The organism is Clostridium magnum DSM 2767, assembly GCF_001623875.1.
Classification (GTDB): domain Bacteria; phylum Bacillota; class Clostridia; order Clostridiales; family Clostridiaceae; genus Clostridium_AM; species Clostridium_AM magnum.
The window spans coordinates 502193-517352 of sequence record NZ_LWAE01000002.1; the positions used below are offsets into that span (position 1 = coordinate 502193).

At 32.2% G+C, this 15160-nt stretch carries 15 protein-coding genes; all 15 read left to right on the forward strand.

What is annotated here, in order from left to right; translation table 11 throughout:
* The first annotated feature begins 53 nt into the window (after positions 1 to 53).
* The 15 genes from plsY (at position 54) to CLMAG_RS09975 (ending at position 15151) form a co-directional block, all read left to right on the forward strand.
* Positions 54 to 650, forward strand: a complete 597-nt coding sequence (gene plsY, locus CLMAG_RS09910) for a glycerol-3-phosphate 1-O-acyltransferase PlsY (RefSeq protein ID WP_175562143.1) — start codon at positions 54 to 56, stop codon at positions 648 to 650.
* Positions 651 to 785: 135 nt separating this feature from the next.
* Positions 786 to 2102: an EAL domain-containing protein gene (locus tag CLMAG_RS09915; protein ID WP_066621602.1), complete on the forward strand. Its 1317-nt coding sequence runs from the start codon at positions 786 to 788 to the stop codon at positions 2100 to 2102.
* Between the two features lie 83 nt (positions 2103 to 2185).
* Entirely contained in the window at positions 2186 to 3640 is a 1455-nt protein-coding gene (locus CLMAG_RS09920) for a SpoIIE family protein phosphatase (protein ID WP_073392935.1), read from the forward strand.
* A 12-nt stretch (positions 3641 to 3652) separates the two neighbouring features.
* Positions 3653 to 4042 carry an ATP-binding protein gene (locus tag CLMAG_RS09925; protein ID WP_242872993.1) on the forward strand — a complete coding sequence of 130 codons (390 nt, stop codon included), beginning with the start codon at positions 3653 to 3655 and terminating at the stop codon, positions 4040 to 4042.
* 5 nt (positions 4043 to 4047) lie between these two features.
* The gene (locus tag CLMAG_RS09930; protein WP_066621604.1) at positions 4048 to 4329 is read left to right on the forward strand and encodes an STAS domain-containing protein; all 282 of its coding nucleotides are present in this window, start codon (positions 4048 to 4050) and stop codon (positions 4327 to 4329) included.
* Positions 4330 to 4363: 34 nt separating this feature from the next.
* A complete protein-coding gene (locus CLMAG_RS09935) occupies positions 4364 to 4885 on the forward strand; it encodes a flavodoxin domain-containing protein (RefSeq protein ID WP_066621607.1) in 522 nt (173 codons plus the stop codon).
* A gap of 110 nt (positions 4886 to 4995) precedes the next feature.
* Positions 4996 to 5532: an O-acetyl-ADP-ribose deacetylase gene (locus CLMAG_RS09940; RefSeq protein WP_066621609.1), complete on the forward strand. Its 537-nt coding sequence runs from the start codon at positions 4996 to 4998 to the stop codon at positions 5530 to 5532.
* A gap of 264 nt (positions 5533 to 5796) precedes the next feature.
* On the forward strand, positions 5797 to 6708 hold the full coding sequence (locus tag CLMAG_RS09945) for an ABC transporter ATP-binding protein (protein ID WP_066621612.1): 912 nt from the start codon (positions 5797 to 5799) through the stop codon (positions 6706 to 6708).
* A 14-nt stretch (positions 6709 to 6722) separates the two neighbouring features.
* On the forward strand, positions 6723 to 7727 hold the full coding sequence (locus CLMAG_RS09950; protein ID WP_066621614.1) for an ABC transporter permease: 1005 nt from the start codon (positions 6723 to 6725) through the stop codon (positions 7725 to 7727).
* 13 nt (positions 7728 to 7740) lie between these two features.
* Complete coding sequence (locus tag CLMAG_RS09955) at positions 7741 to 8544, forward strand: SGNH/GDSL hydrolase family protein (protein WP_066621616.1); 804 nt, start codon at positions 7741 to 7743, stop codon at positions 8542 to 8544.
* 1085 nt (positions 8545 to 9629) lie between these two features.
* Complete coding sequence (locus CLMAG_RS09960; RefSeq protein WP_066621618.1) at positions 9630 to 10388, forward strand: hypothetical protein; 759 nt, start codon at positions 9630 to 9632, stop codon at positions 10386 to 10388.
* A gap of 128 nt (positions 10389 to 10516) precedes the next feature.
* The gene (locus CLMAG_RS30700) at positions 10517 to 10696 is read left to right on the forward strand and encodes an iron chelate uptake ABC transporter family permease subunit (protein WP_242873025.1); all 180 of its coding nucleotides are present in this window, start codon (positions 10517 to 10519) and stop codon (positions 10694 to 10696) included.
* A 20-nt stretch (positions 10697 to 10716) separates the two neighbouring features.
* Positions 10717 to 11649, forward strand: a complete 933-nt coding sequence (locus CLMAG_RS09965) for an AAA family ATPase (protein WP_066621620.1) — start codon at positions 10717 to 10719, stop codon at positions 11647 to 11649.
* Positions 11650 to 12825, forward strand: a complete 1176-nt coding sequence (locus CLMAG_RS09970; protein WP_082831865.1) for a DUF58 domain-containing protein — start codon at positions 11650 to 11652, stop codon at positions 12823 to 12825. It begins immediately after the preceding gene.
* Positions 12826 to 12841: 16 nt separating this feature from the next.
* Complete coding sequence (locus CLMAG_RS09975) at positions 12842 to 15151, forward strand: transglutaminase domain-containing protein (RefSeq protein ID WP_066621624.1); 2310 nt, start codon at positions 12842 to 12844, stop codon at positions 15149 to 15151.
* The last annotated feature ends 9 nt before the right edge of the window (positions 15152 to 15160 follow it).

Genomic DNA, 15160 nt, shown 5'->3' on the forward strand with positions numbered 1-15160 from the left:
AATTTTCAGTGATATTCTAGCAACAAAAATAAAATGATTTTAAGGTGATGTAGATGATGATTATTATAACAACAATTATAATAGCTTTTTTGTCTGGTTCAATTCCAACAGGATATTTGCTTACAAAAAAGTTATGTGGAATCGATATAAGAACTAAAGGTAGTGGCAACATAGGTTCAACGAATGTAAAAAGAATTGCAGGAAAAAAAGTATCTATTATTACTCAAATAATAGATATTTTAAAAGGAATGCTTCCTGTTGCTTTGGGAATGTATTTGGCAAAGACTATAAAATTACCTCTGTCAACGGATATCTATCTTTCTATTATTGCAATAGCGGCAATTTTAGGGCATAATTATACTCCATTCCTTAAATTTAAGGGTGGAAAAGGTGTAAATACAACTCTTGGCGCATTTGTTTTAATTATACCTATTCCAACACTAACAGGAGTTGCAGTTCATTTTATATTGAAGCTGGCAACAAGTATAGTATCTATCAGATCTATAGCCATAGGCATAACAATACCTATAGTATGTATTATTATGAAATCATCTGTTTCAATAATAATTGCTACTTTAATAGCCTGTATTTTAATGGTGATTAGGCATAAGGACAACTTAATAAGACTTGTGAATAAGGAAGAAAAATAGTATATTAACCTTATATAAAATGTTGTATTTTATATAAGGTTATTTTATTATGTAATTAAATGAAATATTTTAGGATTTTTTAAGGATTGGTTGTTTTAAAGATTTTTGTTGTATGGTGTAGGAGAACTAAGAATTATGAGTAGAGATGATAGTTTTAATAAGTTAGATATTATCGATGAGACGGATATTATAAAAGAAGCTATAAATAATAATAGAATAATTGCCAAGTATCAGCCAATTATATCCTTAGTGAAGAAAAAAATAGTGGCATTCGAAGGGTTAACACGAGGAGTAAACATTTTGAATTCAGAGCTAATTTCACCACTTAAAATGTTTGAATATGCCCGTAATAATGGAATGTCAACTATGCTTGATAGGCTCTGTAGAGAAAAGTGCATAGAGAGTTTTAAAGATATATACAGTATGAATGACGAGTGGTATTTATTTATAAATGTGGATGCCTCAGTTATAGAACAAGTAGAGGGGTCAAATTATTTGCTTAACCAAGTTTTAAGTCATGAAATCTTGCCTAAAAATATCGTTATTGAAATTAATGAGTCAAGTGTAGATAATTTAGATAGTCTAGAAAGTTTTACTAATAATTATAGAAAGAATGGATTTTTGATTGCTTTAGATGATGTAGGCGTAGGTTTTTCTAATCTAGATAGGATATCAATTATAAAACCTGATATTATAAAGCTAGATGCATCACTTATAAGGAATATACAAGATAATTATCACAAGCAAGAAATATTTAAGTGCATTACAAGTTTGGCTAATAGGATAGGTTCAATAGTAGTTGCGGAGGGAATAGAAAATGAAATTGAACTAAACTATGCCATTGAATTTGGTGTTCATTTAATTCAAGGATATTTCTTTTCTAAACCGGAATTTATAAGTAGTAGTACTCTTCTTAAAATTAATACTAAAATTTCTAGAGCCGCCATTAGGTATAAAGAGTATATAATTATAAAGAGCAAAAAAGATAGATTATACAGGAAAAAGATTGATAAATTTTTAAGTGATTTTATTAATGAACTTAAAGTAGAGGACAGTAGTGATTTTGATAACTTAATTTTAAGTTTTATTAATAGACATAACAATTTAAATATTGAATGTGCTTATATTCTCGATGAAAATGGAACTCAAATTACTAATACACTTTTCTCTAAAATGAAGAATAGCAGTTACCGTGAAGGCCTTGTGTTTTCCCCCGCAAGAAAAGGGGAGGATAACTCCCTAAAAAGATATTATTATGAGCTTATGAATTCTAAAGTGGATAGGTATTTTTCTGATCCTTACATATCTTATGCTACAGGAGAAATTTGTACTACTTTATCTACGTTATTTAAGCACCATAATAATGAGAAATATATATTATGTGTAGACATCATGACAACTTTGAAAAGGAAAGAATTTAATTATAATTTAGAAACATCTAACTTCGTTTAGGTGTTTTTATTTTTTTTTATAGATTATTTTGGTATAATATCCATTGTAAGATAATAATTAGAAAAAAGTGTATGGGGTTTTCTATGAATAATGAAGCATTTAATGAAAAGAAGAAGAGCGACACAGTTGCTTATTCGAGGCTTCTAGAAGGTATAATAAGCGGCATTCCAGATATTATTAAAGTATATAATATTGATCAGACAGTTGAGTTCTATAATGAAGTTGGGTATAGTTTTTATAGTAAAGTACCAGAAGAGGTAAAAGGTAAAAAGTGCTATGAGGTCCTGGGAGGAAGCAAAAAGTGCGATGATTGTCCATTTGAAAAAGCCATAGAGACTAAAAAAATGGTGATAACAGAAAAGTATATTCCAGAACTTAATAAATATATGGATATATGTTGTAACCCAGTTTTAAATGAATTTGGCGAAATAGTGTTTATTGTAGAGAGATTGAGAGATATTACAGAGAAAAAAATGCTAGACAATATAATTAAGGAAAGTGAAGAAAGATATCGGCAGATTATTAACGCTTCTCCCGATGCCATGATTATTACAGAAGATAGTAAAATTGCACTAGCAAATAGCGAAGCAATTAATTTAATCGGTATAGATTATGATGAATTAAAAGGGAAAAGCATATTTAAATATATTCCAAAGAAGTTTATGAAAACTATTCGTAAGAAACTGAAATATATATGTGTATATAAAAAAATGAAGGATACTTACGAAGTTAGTATTAGCTGTACTTCTAAAAGATCCATGGACTTACAAATATCCTCAAGCTATATAGATTACAAGGGTAAACAAGCTGTTTTATCTGTGATAAGGGATATTACGGATACAAAGAAGGGTTTAAACGAAGCAGCTGAAATTCAAAAAAAGACTCTTCAAAAGAGTTTTCCTGTTCCAGAAAAAGTCAATTTAGAAATTTCCTATGTGCCGTGCAGAACTGTTAGTGGAGATTTCTTTAGATTTTATAAGGTAAATGATGATTTAGTTATTGGAATACTGATAGATGTTAGTGGAAAGGGAATTGCGGCCTCACTTAATATATCTGCAGTTGATGTTCTATTCAACCAAGAAGTATTAATCAGTCATAAACCAATAGATATAGTTAATAGCTTAAATAAGAAGATAGGTAACTACTTAGGGGAAAATTATGTTGCAGTATGCTGTTTTAGTATGAATTTTAAAGAAAATAAAGCTGCCATAGTTGGAGCAGGGATTAACGAATTTTTATTCAAAAAAAGCAATAGTAGTGTTGTTAAAAAAGTAGCTATTGAGGGAGCATTTCTTGGAATGTTTGAAGATAGTATATTTGATGAGTATACAGTATATTTTGAAAAAGGTGATAGGTTTTATTTTTTTACTGATGGACTAGATTTTATATTAGATGATGATAAAACAGTGCAAAATTATATGGGAAAGGTAAGTATATCAAAATTTAAAAACTATATAGATGAATTTTTAAATGATACAGTAATAGAGACAGACACCTTGAAGGACGATTGCACATTATTGGCATTTGAAATAATGTAAAGGAGGTTTATCTTGGTTATAAATCAAAAGAAATTACTATTATATGGTTTAGATAATTATAAAGAAACTATTGATAAAGTAGTAAAGGACTTAAATATTCATGATTATTACTTTGATATTAAGCTGATTTTGACAGAAGCATTAACAAATGCCTTTTATCACGGAAACAAACAGGATAAAACTAAGCCTATTATTCTAAGATATTACCATGATGATTCAGATATTGTATTTGAGATAGAGCACTCAGAGACTAACCTAGAAACTATAGATATATTTGATGAGATATCCGATGAAGATTTGTTAAAAGAGCATGGAAGAGGATTATTTCTTATAAAGTGTTTTGTGGATAAAATTGAAGTAGACAAGAATTCTTTAGTTATTAGAAAAAAAATAGGAGAGTGATTTAAATGAAGGAGATAGAAATATTAATACCTGAAGATTTTGCAGTAGAGGAAGCTTCAGTTTTTAGAGAAAAACTAAATAAGTTAATCGATAGGGGTGAAAGGCATTTTATACTTAACTTTAAGAATTGCACTTTTGTTGATAGCACAGGATTGGGAGTGCTAGTTGGAATTTATAAAAGATCCAAGGAAGTAAATGGAAGCTTACAATTCTCTTCTGTTGTTGCACCAAAAGTTATTAAGATATTTAAATTAACAAGACTGGATAAGGTTTTTGGCATAGAATAGTAAAGTGGGTTTTTAATATGAGGAGGTATTGAAAGTGAAGGCTATCGTAATATATAAGTCCAAAACAGGCTTTGCAAAGAAATATGCTGAGTGGATTGCAGAAGAGTTGTCAGCAGATATTTTTGATGTTTCAAAGGTTAATATTAAGATGCTAGAGCCTTACGATGTAGTGATTTACGGAGGAAGTTTGTATGCTGTTGGTATAAACGGAATACAGTGGATAACAAAAAATCTTGACAAACTTGAAAATAAAAAAGTTATTGTTTTTGCGACGGGAGCGTCACCTGCAAGACAAGAAGTAATTGAAGAAATAAAAAATAAAAATTTTACTTCGGATCAACAAAAGAAAATACAGTTTTTCTATTTTAGAGGTGGATTTGATTATAGCAAATTAAAACCTTTTGATAAAATGCTCATGACAATACTGAAATGGAGATTGAAAACAAAAAAGGAACTAACTCCAGATGAAAATGGTATGCTGGCTATATATAATAAACCTACAGACTTTACCTGTAAGAAAAACATAGAAGAGATGATTCGTTATATTGATTTATAAGGAATCCTGGAACATAGAAATTAATAACTGTTATGCACTCATAAGGAATATCGAGGACATAATAATTAATAATTATTATGGACTTATAAGGAATACTAGGGGGTTCATAAATGGATATAAAATCAGAAAAAAATAGAATTAGTCTTATAAAAGGAGATATTACAAAACTTGATGTAGATGCTATTGTAAATGCAGCAAATAGTACTTTGCTTGGTGGTGGTGGTGTAGATGGTGCCATTCACAGAGCAGGAGGAAAGCAAATACTTGAAGAATGTATTGCTATAAGGAATAAACAAGTGGGGTGCAAAACAGGGGAAGCAGTAATTACGACAGGCGGTTTATTGAAGGCTAAATTTGTTATCCATACAGTTGGACCTGTGTGGAATGAGGGGAAAAGTGATGAAGATAAACTTTTGTCAAACTGCTATATTAATAGCTTAAAATTAGCAGAAGAAAATAACATAAATACAATTGCATTTCCTAATATAAGTACCGGGGTATACGGATTTCCTAAAGAGAGAGCTGCTCACGTAGCTGTGAAAACAGTAAAGAATTATTTAAGTGAAAATAAAAGTATTGAAAAAGTTATATTTGTTTCCTTTAACGAAGAAAATTATCAATTATATTCAAAATTACTTTTAGATTAAATACCAATTTAAGTCATGAAAGTTCTGTAGAAAGAATTAATTAAATACTGTATGAAAGCTGATTCTTTTGTTTTATTATTAAAAAAATAATAAAATGAAAGAATTGGTTATTTATAACCCAAATATTTCTGTTTAGCCCATTGAACTTAACCTGTTTTAGCAACTAATATGATTGTAACAAAAAAATTACTAGTATATAATAAATACAAAGCTGAAAGGTTATATTCGAATAAAAATTCTGTCATTATAGAAAGAGGGTTTAGTATGGGCAAACAAACTTTGCTTTTAGAAAATGTAACAAAAACTATTAAAGGAAAAGAAATTATTAGGGGGATAAGTTTTTCAGTAAACGAGGGGGAAATTTTAGGTTTCCTTGGATCTAATGGGGCAGGCAAATCTACAACTTTAAGAATGATTGTGGGACTCTCAAAGCCAAGTTCCGGAAGGATTGAAATATGTGGACATTCAATTACTAAGAATTATGTTCAAGCTATGTCTAATATAGGCTGTATTATTGAAGGTCACGATTTATACAACTATATGAGCGGAATGGACAATCTCAACATGCTTGCTGCAATGAGTAAGAATGTTAAAGAAAAGGATATTTTTGAGGCAGTTCAGTTAGTAGGTTTAGAAAATAGGATAAATGACAAGGTTAGCACCTATTCCCTAGGTATGAAGCAAAGGCTAGGATTAGCACAAGCACTTATACATCATCCTAAGCTTCTAATTTTAGATGAACCTACCAATGGATTAGATCCTTCTGGTATAAATGAATTTAGGAGTATAATAAAAACACTTGTCAAAGAACGAAATATATCTGTACTTATATCCAGCCATCTTATGTCTGAAATTGAACTTTTATGCGATAAAGTATCTATAATTAAAAATGGAACTATCTTGAAAAATGCGGTTGTAGAAGAACTTTTAAATACACAGGAGGTATTTTGGGTACTTGATGATAATCAGAAAGGTAAGGAGTTATTAAAAAAACATTGGGAAATAAACTCTGAAATAATAGGCGAAAAGCTTGAAGCCTCTGTTGATTTATCTATATTAACCGAAATAAATAAATTCTTTTTAGAAGAAGGTTTGATGTTAAAGTTTGTTGACAATAAACATAAAACCCTAGAGGACTTATTCCTAACTCTTACAGAAGGCAACAAAATTATTTAGAGGGAGGTATAAATGTGCTAAAGATAATAGAAAATGAAGTGCTTAAAATGTTGTGCAAAAAGAAGCTATTGCTTATTTCCGGTATATTACTGATTTTAATATCATTATTTGCATATGGTGAAAACCACAGTTATATGAATACAATAAAGAGATTTACAAGAACTACTGGGCAGACACAAAATTACAATTGGGAAGCCCTTGTGAATCAACAGATTACAGATTTAAAGAACAGGCTTAATAGTCCTTATGCTAAAGATTCTAGCAAAAATTCAATAAATATTCAAATTGAACAGCTACAGTATTATTTAGACCATAATATGAATCCGATTACTCCTAATGCTGCCAAATTTACAATCAAATTTATGCAACAAGCTGTTTTGTTATTTTTACCTTTACTAGTCATAGTTTTAGCTGGTGATAGCGTTTCAGGAGAGTTTTCGGCAAAGACAATAAAGGTACTTTTAACTAGAGCTGTACCCAGGTGGAAGATACTTTTAAGTAAATATATTTCTCTTTTAATTATGACTTCTATAGTAGTTTTAGAAGCAGCGGTTATATCTATTCTTGTATCTACGGTAATGTTCCACACTGGTGGCTGGAATGAACCAGTTGCAACGGGTTTTAGAGCTATAGCTGGAAAGTTAGATCCTTCTAATGTGGTAAAAGTATCTCAATGGCAGTATGCAATATTGGTATATGGCTTAGGGTGGTTTGCAGCTATTAGTGTTGCCACAATATCTTTTATGGTTTCTGTACTAGTAAGAAATACTGCTACGTCTATTGGGGTAATGATGGCCACTTTAATCGGAGGGGAGTTTTTGCAGTTTTTTCTAGAGGATTGGCCTCTTGTTAAATACTTTTTTGTAACTAATTTGAATTTACCTAAATACTTAACTGGCTCTTTTCAGCCGATCGAAGGTATGAGTCTTGTTTTTTCTATAATAGTGTTGTATGTTTGGGCTATGGCAGCTCTATTTGTTAGTTTTAGAGTATTTAAAAAGCAAGATGTATTAGTTTAATAGGGGGAAGTGTATGTATAAAAAGATTATATGGGTTTCAGTATTAACATTAGCAATAACAAGTATCTTAGTGTTTTCTGCAGGATTTATCGCTTCTCTTAAAATAACCAGTGCAGCTAATAGGAGTGATGCGGTGAAAAGCAATATAGATATCAGTACACAAAGCAAATCATCCGTTGAATTAAATAATAATTCCTACAACATTCTAGTAATGGGAGACTCTCTTGCTAAGGGAATTGGAGATGAAAAAGGACAGGGTTTTGCAAATGATTTTGCAGGTTTATGGAAAACTAAAACAACTAAAGATATAAAAGTTACTAATATTGCTGTTAATGGAGATACATCTTCAGGGTTGATTCAAATTTTGAAAAATGAGCAAACACTTAAAGGTATTGAAAGTTCAAAAATTATATTTATATCAATTGGAGGCAATGAAATTAAAAAAATTCAAAGTGCTAATGTATCCTCCCTGTCAACTGATATAAAAACAGTTGAGGATAACTATTTAAGTAACTTAAAAGGTATTTTAAAATCCATCAGGAGTAGAAATAAAGATTCTATTATTGTTTTTATTGGCTTGTATAATCCTTTTGAAAAAGATGGAGCATCTGATAAAACAGCACTGCTTAATGATTGGAATTTTGAAACTGAGCAACTTATTTTTCGGGATTCCAATTCTATATTTATTCCTACTTATGACCTTTTTAGATATAACTTAGATAAGTATCTTTCTGCAGACAATTTCCATCCTAATGCTGCAGGTTATGATGCTATTTCTAAGAGAATATTTGAAGCATTGAAAAACTATGGAGAGTAAAGAGCATCTTGATGTTTAATATTATTTATTTGTTTTGGCAAGAATTTATAGTACATCATAATTATGATTATAAATTATTAAAGGATATACTCGGAAGGAACTTAATCCTACAACTGTAATCAAAGAAGAAAAGATAGGAAGGGACGATTTATCCATAATTAAAAGCATTATAGGAAATAAATGAAATGTATAAGAATAGATATAATTCCCCTATTATAATTAAATGTATAAACTTTAATTGATATACAATATGTACCATCTCGTAATTATACTTACGTACACAATAAAGGAAATTCATTTTCTTTTATATTCATCATGAGGATAAACAAGTGTTAAAAAAATATAAATTTATTCATGATGAATGTGAGGTAAAAGGATATAAGTCATAGAAATATAAAAGAGAGGAGTCACTATAAAGAGACTCCTCTCTTTTATTGTGTAACAAAGTAAACTTATCATCTATTATCTAGTTATGGGTTATTTTGAAATTAACATAAAATTTATAGTTGATTTTGCCTCATGCAGTAATTATAATAAAAGTAATGTAACGTTACATAATTAAATAATAATAAACGATTGAATAATGAAATTACGTAATTATATCAACATAATGTGACATAACATGTTATAACGTGTTTGGTTTAGTTATAGCAATCCGATGAAATAATTGAATGCTGAGTATTTTAATAACTAGATATTCTCCTAGGCATAGGGATGAAATTGAAAAATGTTTTTATGACCTGTATTTAAGAGTATGAAATATAGAACCTATACCATGATAAATTCAGCTTTTTATGCGAAAAATTAAGTGAATATTCGTAAAAATCACCATATTTATCAAAAGAGAATTATTTTTTGGGGGGGAGTATGAATAAAACAATGGGTTTATATAAATTGATATTGTATTAATGAACTACTAAATTGGAGAGAAAGTGATCTTTAAATACGGTTAATTAAATATTGGACATGCTTTGCATTGAGTCTATGCATTTTACGTATTTTTAGATTTGCACACTTTCTTTTCGGAAAAATTATTTAATAAAATTTAAGTCATCGAAAAGCGATGTAATGGAGGTTGAATAAAAATGAAAAATACGATATTAAAACGTCATCTGTCAGCTATGATGATGGTTATGATTATGATTTGTTTGTCATTTACCAGTACTGTATTTGCAGCAACAGCAATTAACACTCAAATGACTGATGTTACTGTATCTAAATATGCAGGTACAGGAACCACATCAGACCCGTATAAGATAATTACAACAGGTACACTCTCAGGCACGGGAGCATATACTGCACCTAGCAAATTTTGGGGGGGTGGTTCCGGAGGAGTCGGAAATTTTGCTGTGACCTTTGGACAGTTTGTCGGTGATACAACCAACGGAGACCTGATTAGTTCTTATAACTTTGATTTAAGTCAATATAAAAATCCAAATTCACCATATCCATGGGATGGTACCTGGACCTATGCTTTCAGATTTCCAGCGTGGACGATGTTCGATACTTCAACAGGAGATTTACGCATGGCATTCCCTTACAAGGGGAATTTCAGTACCTATTGGACTAATTGGACCTATAAATTTGATGTGCAAAGTTTAACATCAGGCTTATCCTCTGAGAAGCAAATTCAGCCTGGTGATACAGTTAGGATTACTTACTATGGTAATTATAATGATTATCAAACCAACAGGGGAACATACTATGTTACTAACTTTAGTGTAACAGATCAAAATGCTACAGCTCAATATCAAGCAACAGTAGATGCAAATGGGTATGCAACTTTTTCCGGTGCTAATGCTATACAATATGGCGGAAATTATTTAGTAGAAAAAGTTAATTAGTAACAATTGTAATTCATAATAAAATTTACATGCACGTGGTATTAGTTGTCACTGAAGGAGTGTGTTAACAATTTTGTGCAAACCTTATGGATTAATTAAAAATTCATTAAATTGTTATAGATTTATTGGTGAAGGCAAGCGGCGCGGCTTTTCAGAGCATTTTCAGAAATCCTCTTGTTTCAAGTGGGATGCTTGGCGTATCAAACGGCACAAGTTTTAGGACAGCCCTTGCCATTGCGGTACTTGGAAAAGCGGATGAAGCGGCGCTGATCGCTTACGGTAAAGATGTAAAAAGAAAATTTTTATAAAAAATATAGGAGATGATACAGTGGATAAAAGAGCTGAAAAAATCATTGCAGAAGTAAGAAAGGTAATAAAAGGCAAAGATGATGTTGTTGAAAAAATTCTCACAGTTATTTTTGCCGACGGCCATATATTGCTTGAGGATGTTCCTGGTGTTGGAAAAACCAGTATGGCTGTTGCGTTTTCCAAGGCCATGAGTCTTGATTACCACCGTGTACAGTTTACATACGATACAATGGCCAGCGATATTGTAGGATTCAGCGTTTATAACAAAAAAAATGACAGCTTTGAATATAAGCAAGGGGCAGCTTTTTGCAACCTGTTTTTAGCGGATGAAATAAACCGTACATCCCCGAAAACTCAGGCGGCACTATTAGAAGTAATGGAAGAGGGCAGAGTAACTGTTGACGGGGTTACACGTAAGATACCGGAACCATTTATCTGCATCGCCACTCAGAACCCCACAGGAAGCGCTGGCACGCAGAATCTTCCGGAATCACAGCTTGACCGTTTTATGGTTCGCTTGACAATGGGCTATCCCAGTCTTGAGAGCCAGATTGATATTGTTAAAAATCGTCAGGCAGGGGACCCGATGAATACAGTTTCTCCTGTGATTTCCTTGGAAGAACTACTGGAAATTAAGCAGGACGTCCAAAAGATATTTGTGTCGGATGATGTGATTCGCTTTGGAATTGAACTTTGCGAAGCAACAAGAAAAATGGATATGGTGGAGCTAGGAGTGAGCCCTCGTGCTGCTCTTGCACTGATTCAGCTGGGAAAGGCAAATGCTTTGCTGAAAAGCAGAGATTATGTTATTCCGGAGGACATAAAATCGATATTTATTGATGTGTGTCGTCACAGACTTATTCTTAAACCACAGGCAAAAATAAAAAAAGAAACGGTAGAAAATGTGCTGGAATCTGTTTTGGATAAGATAAAAGCCCCTGCTATCGTATAAATGTCGGAGGAAAAAATGCTGAAATATCGAATTCAATACCTGATTTTGTTTATTTCTATTCTAGGATTATATATTTTTACAAACCAATATTTTATTTTTATATTACTTTTGTTTTTTTCAATCTTTCCTGTTTTTTCATTTATTTTATTAATCCTTTCTTACAGAAGGATTACGGTTGATTTTGAAATTCCCCATGAAATCAAAAAATCGGAAGCAGCGTTGATCAATTTCACACTAAACAATTCATCTTTTTTCCCCGTTTCAGGCGCAGTACTATATCTTACATGCCGCAATAACCTGACTGGTAAAGAGAGTGATATCAAAACGTTTTGCACCATAGGGAACAAAAACTTAAGCCACATCTCATTCACAGTCTCAGATATGAATGCGGGTCAGATATCTGTAATTCTCAATAAAATGAAGGTCTGTGATTTTTTAGGTCTTTTTAGTTTGTCAAAAAACATTAACAATGACAAAAGCGCCCTGATTTATCCAGAAATATACGAAGTAAAAATTGCTATGCAACACCAGATGGAAATAAACGGGGACGGAGAACATTACTCGAAAACCAAAAAAGGACAGGACGTCAATGATATATTTGCTTTACGGGAATATATCCCGGGAGATGAGACAAGGAAAATCCACTGGAAGCTTTCAGCAAAGCAAAGCAAACTTATAGTGAGAGATTTTGGGCTTTCACTTAGTTATCCTATATTTTTACTACTAGAAATTTTTAATAATAAAAATGAAAATTGTGATAAAACCCTCGATGCATGTATGATGACTTTTGTTTCCGTTTCTCAGTCACTGATTGAAAAGGGAATTTGTCATAACATTGCCTGGTACGACAGTGCCAGTGAAAGACTCATTGTGAAAGAAATCGAAAGCGTAGATGCACTGGAAGCTTATCTTCCCGATCTGCTTTCCATACAGTCTTATGATGAATATACGGCCGCTCTGAGATTTTATGAAGCAGGCAATTATCGTAATACTCAATTAGTCTTGTATTATATTACGACAAAACTAAATCCTGAAGAAATAGCGAAAAGAGCGTTATATCAAACCGTTAAAACCATTTATGTAACAGAAGAAACGAAGGATATTGCGGACGATTCCAATATCACAACCGTTATGCCCAAGAATATCAAAGAAGATATCGGAAATATCATAATGTAATCGGAGCGTGATAAAGATGCAGATTTTGCAAATACAAAAACAAATAAATAAATCTCAAAGGGCATCAAAGATATATGTTTTGGCTTCAAGCATCATTCTGACCGCTTGCAGTTTTCTATGCCTGTTGAGCACTTTTGATTTCCCGTGCTCCAGTGTTTTTATTATAATTTTAAGCATATTGATACCGGCAGCTTTATATTATTTATCAATCAGCAAGTTCGGCAAATTTTTAAATATGTTTTTGCCGATGCTTATTGCCTTATATTTTCTTGTTGCATATCAGGTGGTTTGGAAGGGCTATTTAATAATTGCAAACAGCATTATTACAAAAATCGACCGCTTTAATCATCTGGGCATATTGACTTACGATATAGGTTCCACTGCCAATGTGAATTTATACACAATTATGGCGCTGATTCCAGTGATTCTGATATTCGCAGATCTAATTGTGATAAGTATAAAACAGGGGCTGTTTGTACCCGTAATTCTGCTCACGTTACCCTTTGTGTTTGCAACTATTTACTTTCGTGCATACGCTGTTTTGCCCGTTGTGGTTTTTATGATTATTATTTGGGCAGTACTTTTTTCCAACACTCTTACTGAAAGGTTTATTTCATTGAGAAGAACTGCTTGGGTATTAATTGTTGCCGCTTTATTTGGTATTTTTATAGTATTTTTTATTCCTTATAATAAATACATCCCATTGCAAACAACAAACAACGTAAGACTCAGTATTGCTCACGGGATAGAAAGTTTGCGTTATAATTACGGAGCAAAAAAAGTATTGGTGGATCGTCTGCCGGAGGGGGACTTAAAAAATGCAAAGACTTTGTCCTATACCGATGAAATCGTAATGAAAGTAAAAATGCAAAAGCCATCTTCTGTCTACCTGAAAGGGTATGTCGGCAGTATTTACAGCAATAACAGCTGGAATAGTCTCTCTGGGACTGTTTACGGCGGAGATTTTACAGGGCTCTTTGAATGGATTGGGAAAAATAACTTTTACCCGCAAAGCCAAATTTCTTCATTATGCGGCGTCAGACCGGAATTAGGTAAAGTCAACATATCTGTAGAGAATATAGCTCTTGAGAGCAAATATATCTATACCCCTTATGAAACAGTCTCCATGGGGGATTTGTCGCCCAAAAATGTTAAATATGAGAAAGATGGAGAGATAAACAGCTCCGGATTGTTTGGAACAAGAAGTTATTCTTTTTCGATGTATTCCCCGTTATCTGCGGATTACGGAATTGCTAATTTAAATAAATGGGTCAAAGACAATATTGACCACAATGCAAATTATGCAGAATACGAAAAAAATGAAATAGCATATAGGGCCTTTGTGTATAAGAACTATACTGATGTGCCAGCTGAAACAAAAAAAATCCTTGAAGAATGTTTTGCAAAAGGGACGATTGATTCGTTAAAAAATAAGTATTATCAGTCAGTGGTTGATTTTTTACGCAAATGCTATTTGCAGAAATTCACCTATTCAACGGAAATAGAAAAGCTGCCTGCAGGCAGCGATTTTATCGCAAATTTTCTTAAAACCGGCAGTGGCTATGACATTCATTTCGCGACGCTTTCCGTCATGTTTTTACGCAGTGCAGGAATTCCTGCAAGGTATGTGGAGGGATATTACCTGCCTCATAGTTATGTTGATATTTACGGGAAAACCCCAAATACAGTAATTGACGTCAAAGATTCCTTCGCACATGCCTGGGCTGAAATTTATGTAGACGGAGTAGGCTGGGTTCCAGCGGAGTTAACGCCGGGTTACTTTAATCCAAGCAAAGATCCAGACAAGTCTATAGGGAAAGATGAAAAAATCGTAAAGAAAGACAAAAACTTTTATAATGATAAGGAAAAAGCATTGTCAAATGACAGTGCGGTTAAGGCAAAGAAAAACACGAAATTCAACCCTTTATTCTTTATAATAGCTGCTGCAGCAGTTCTGCTATTCATAATTATCCTTTTAACGCTTAAAGCAATAAGAAGAAAGGGGTTTGTTCAATCGGATAAGATTAAAGCAGCCCTAAAGATATATGCTTATGCTGCAAAGCTGATGAAAATTGACGGGATAATAATAGATCATCATTCAGCTTATGAATCATCAGACGAAATATCCCAAAAATATGATCAACTAACAGGGATGAGTTATAAAGAATTTTTAAAAATTGTATATAAAGCACGCTTTGGCCCTAGGTCGCCTGATGCACAGGAATTTGCTTATATGCAAAGTTTTATAAACAGCCTTGCAAAACAAATCTATATTAAGCAAGGCTTCGGTAAAAAACTTATTATAAAAATATTAGGACTGATTTGAATGGTTCCT

Coding starts and splice junctions, on each gene's coding strand:
- plsY (WP_175562143.1), top strand. CDS start 54: ATGATGATTATTATAACAACAATTATAATAGCTTTTTTGTCTGGTTCA.
- CLMAG_RS09915 (WP_066621602.1), top strand. CDS start 786: ATGAGTAGAGATGATAGTTTTAATAAGTTAGATATTATCGATGAGACG.
- CLMAG_RS09920 (WP_073392935.1), top strand. CDS start 2,186: ATGAATAATGAAGCATTTAATGAAAAGAAGAAGAGCGACACAGTTGCT.
- CLMAG_RS09930 (WP_066621604.1), top strand. CDS start 4,048: ATGAAGGAGATAGAAATATTAATACCTGAAGATTTTGCAGTAGAGGAA.
- CLMAG_RS09940 (WP_066621609.1), top strand. CDS start 4,996: ATGGATATAAAATCAGAAAAAAATAGAATTAGTCTTATAAAAGGAGAT.
- CLMAG_RS09945 (WP_066621612.1), top strand. CDS start 5,797: ATGGGCAAACAAACTTTGCTTTTAGAAAATGTAACAAAAACTATTAAA.
- CLMAG_RS09955 (WP_066621616.1), top strand. CDS start 7,741: ATGTATAAAAAGATTATATGGGTTTCAGTATTAACATTAGCAATAACA.
- CLMAG_RS09960 (WP_066621618.1), top strand. CDS start 9,630: ATGAAAAATACGATATTAAAACGTCATCTGTCAGCTATGATGATGGTT.
- CLMAG_RS09970 (WP_082831865.1), top strand. CDS start 11,650: ATGTCGGAGGAAAAAATGCTGAAATATCGAATTCAATACCTGATTTTG.
- CLMAG_RS09975 (WP_066621624.1), top strand. CDS start 12,842: ATGCAGATTTTGCAAATACAAAAACAAATAAATAAATCTCAAAGGGCA.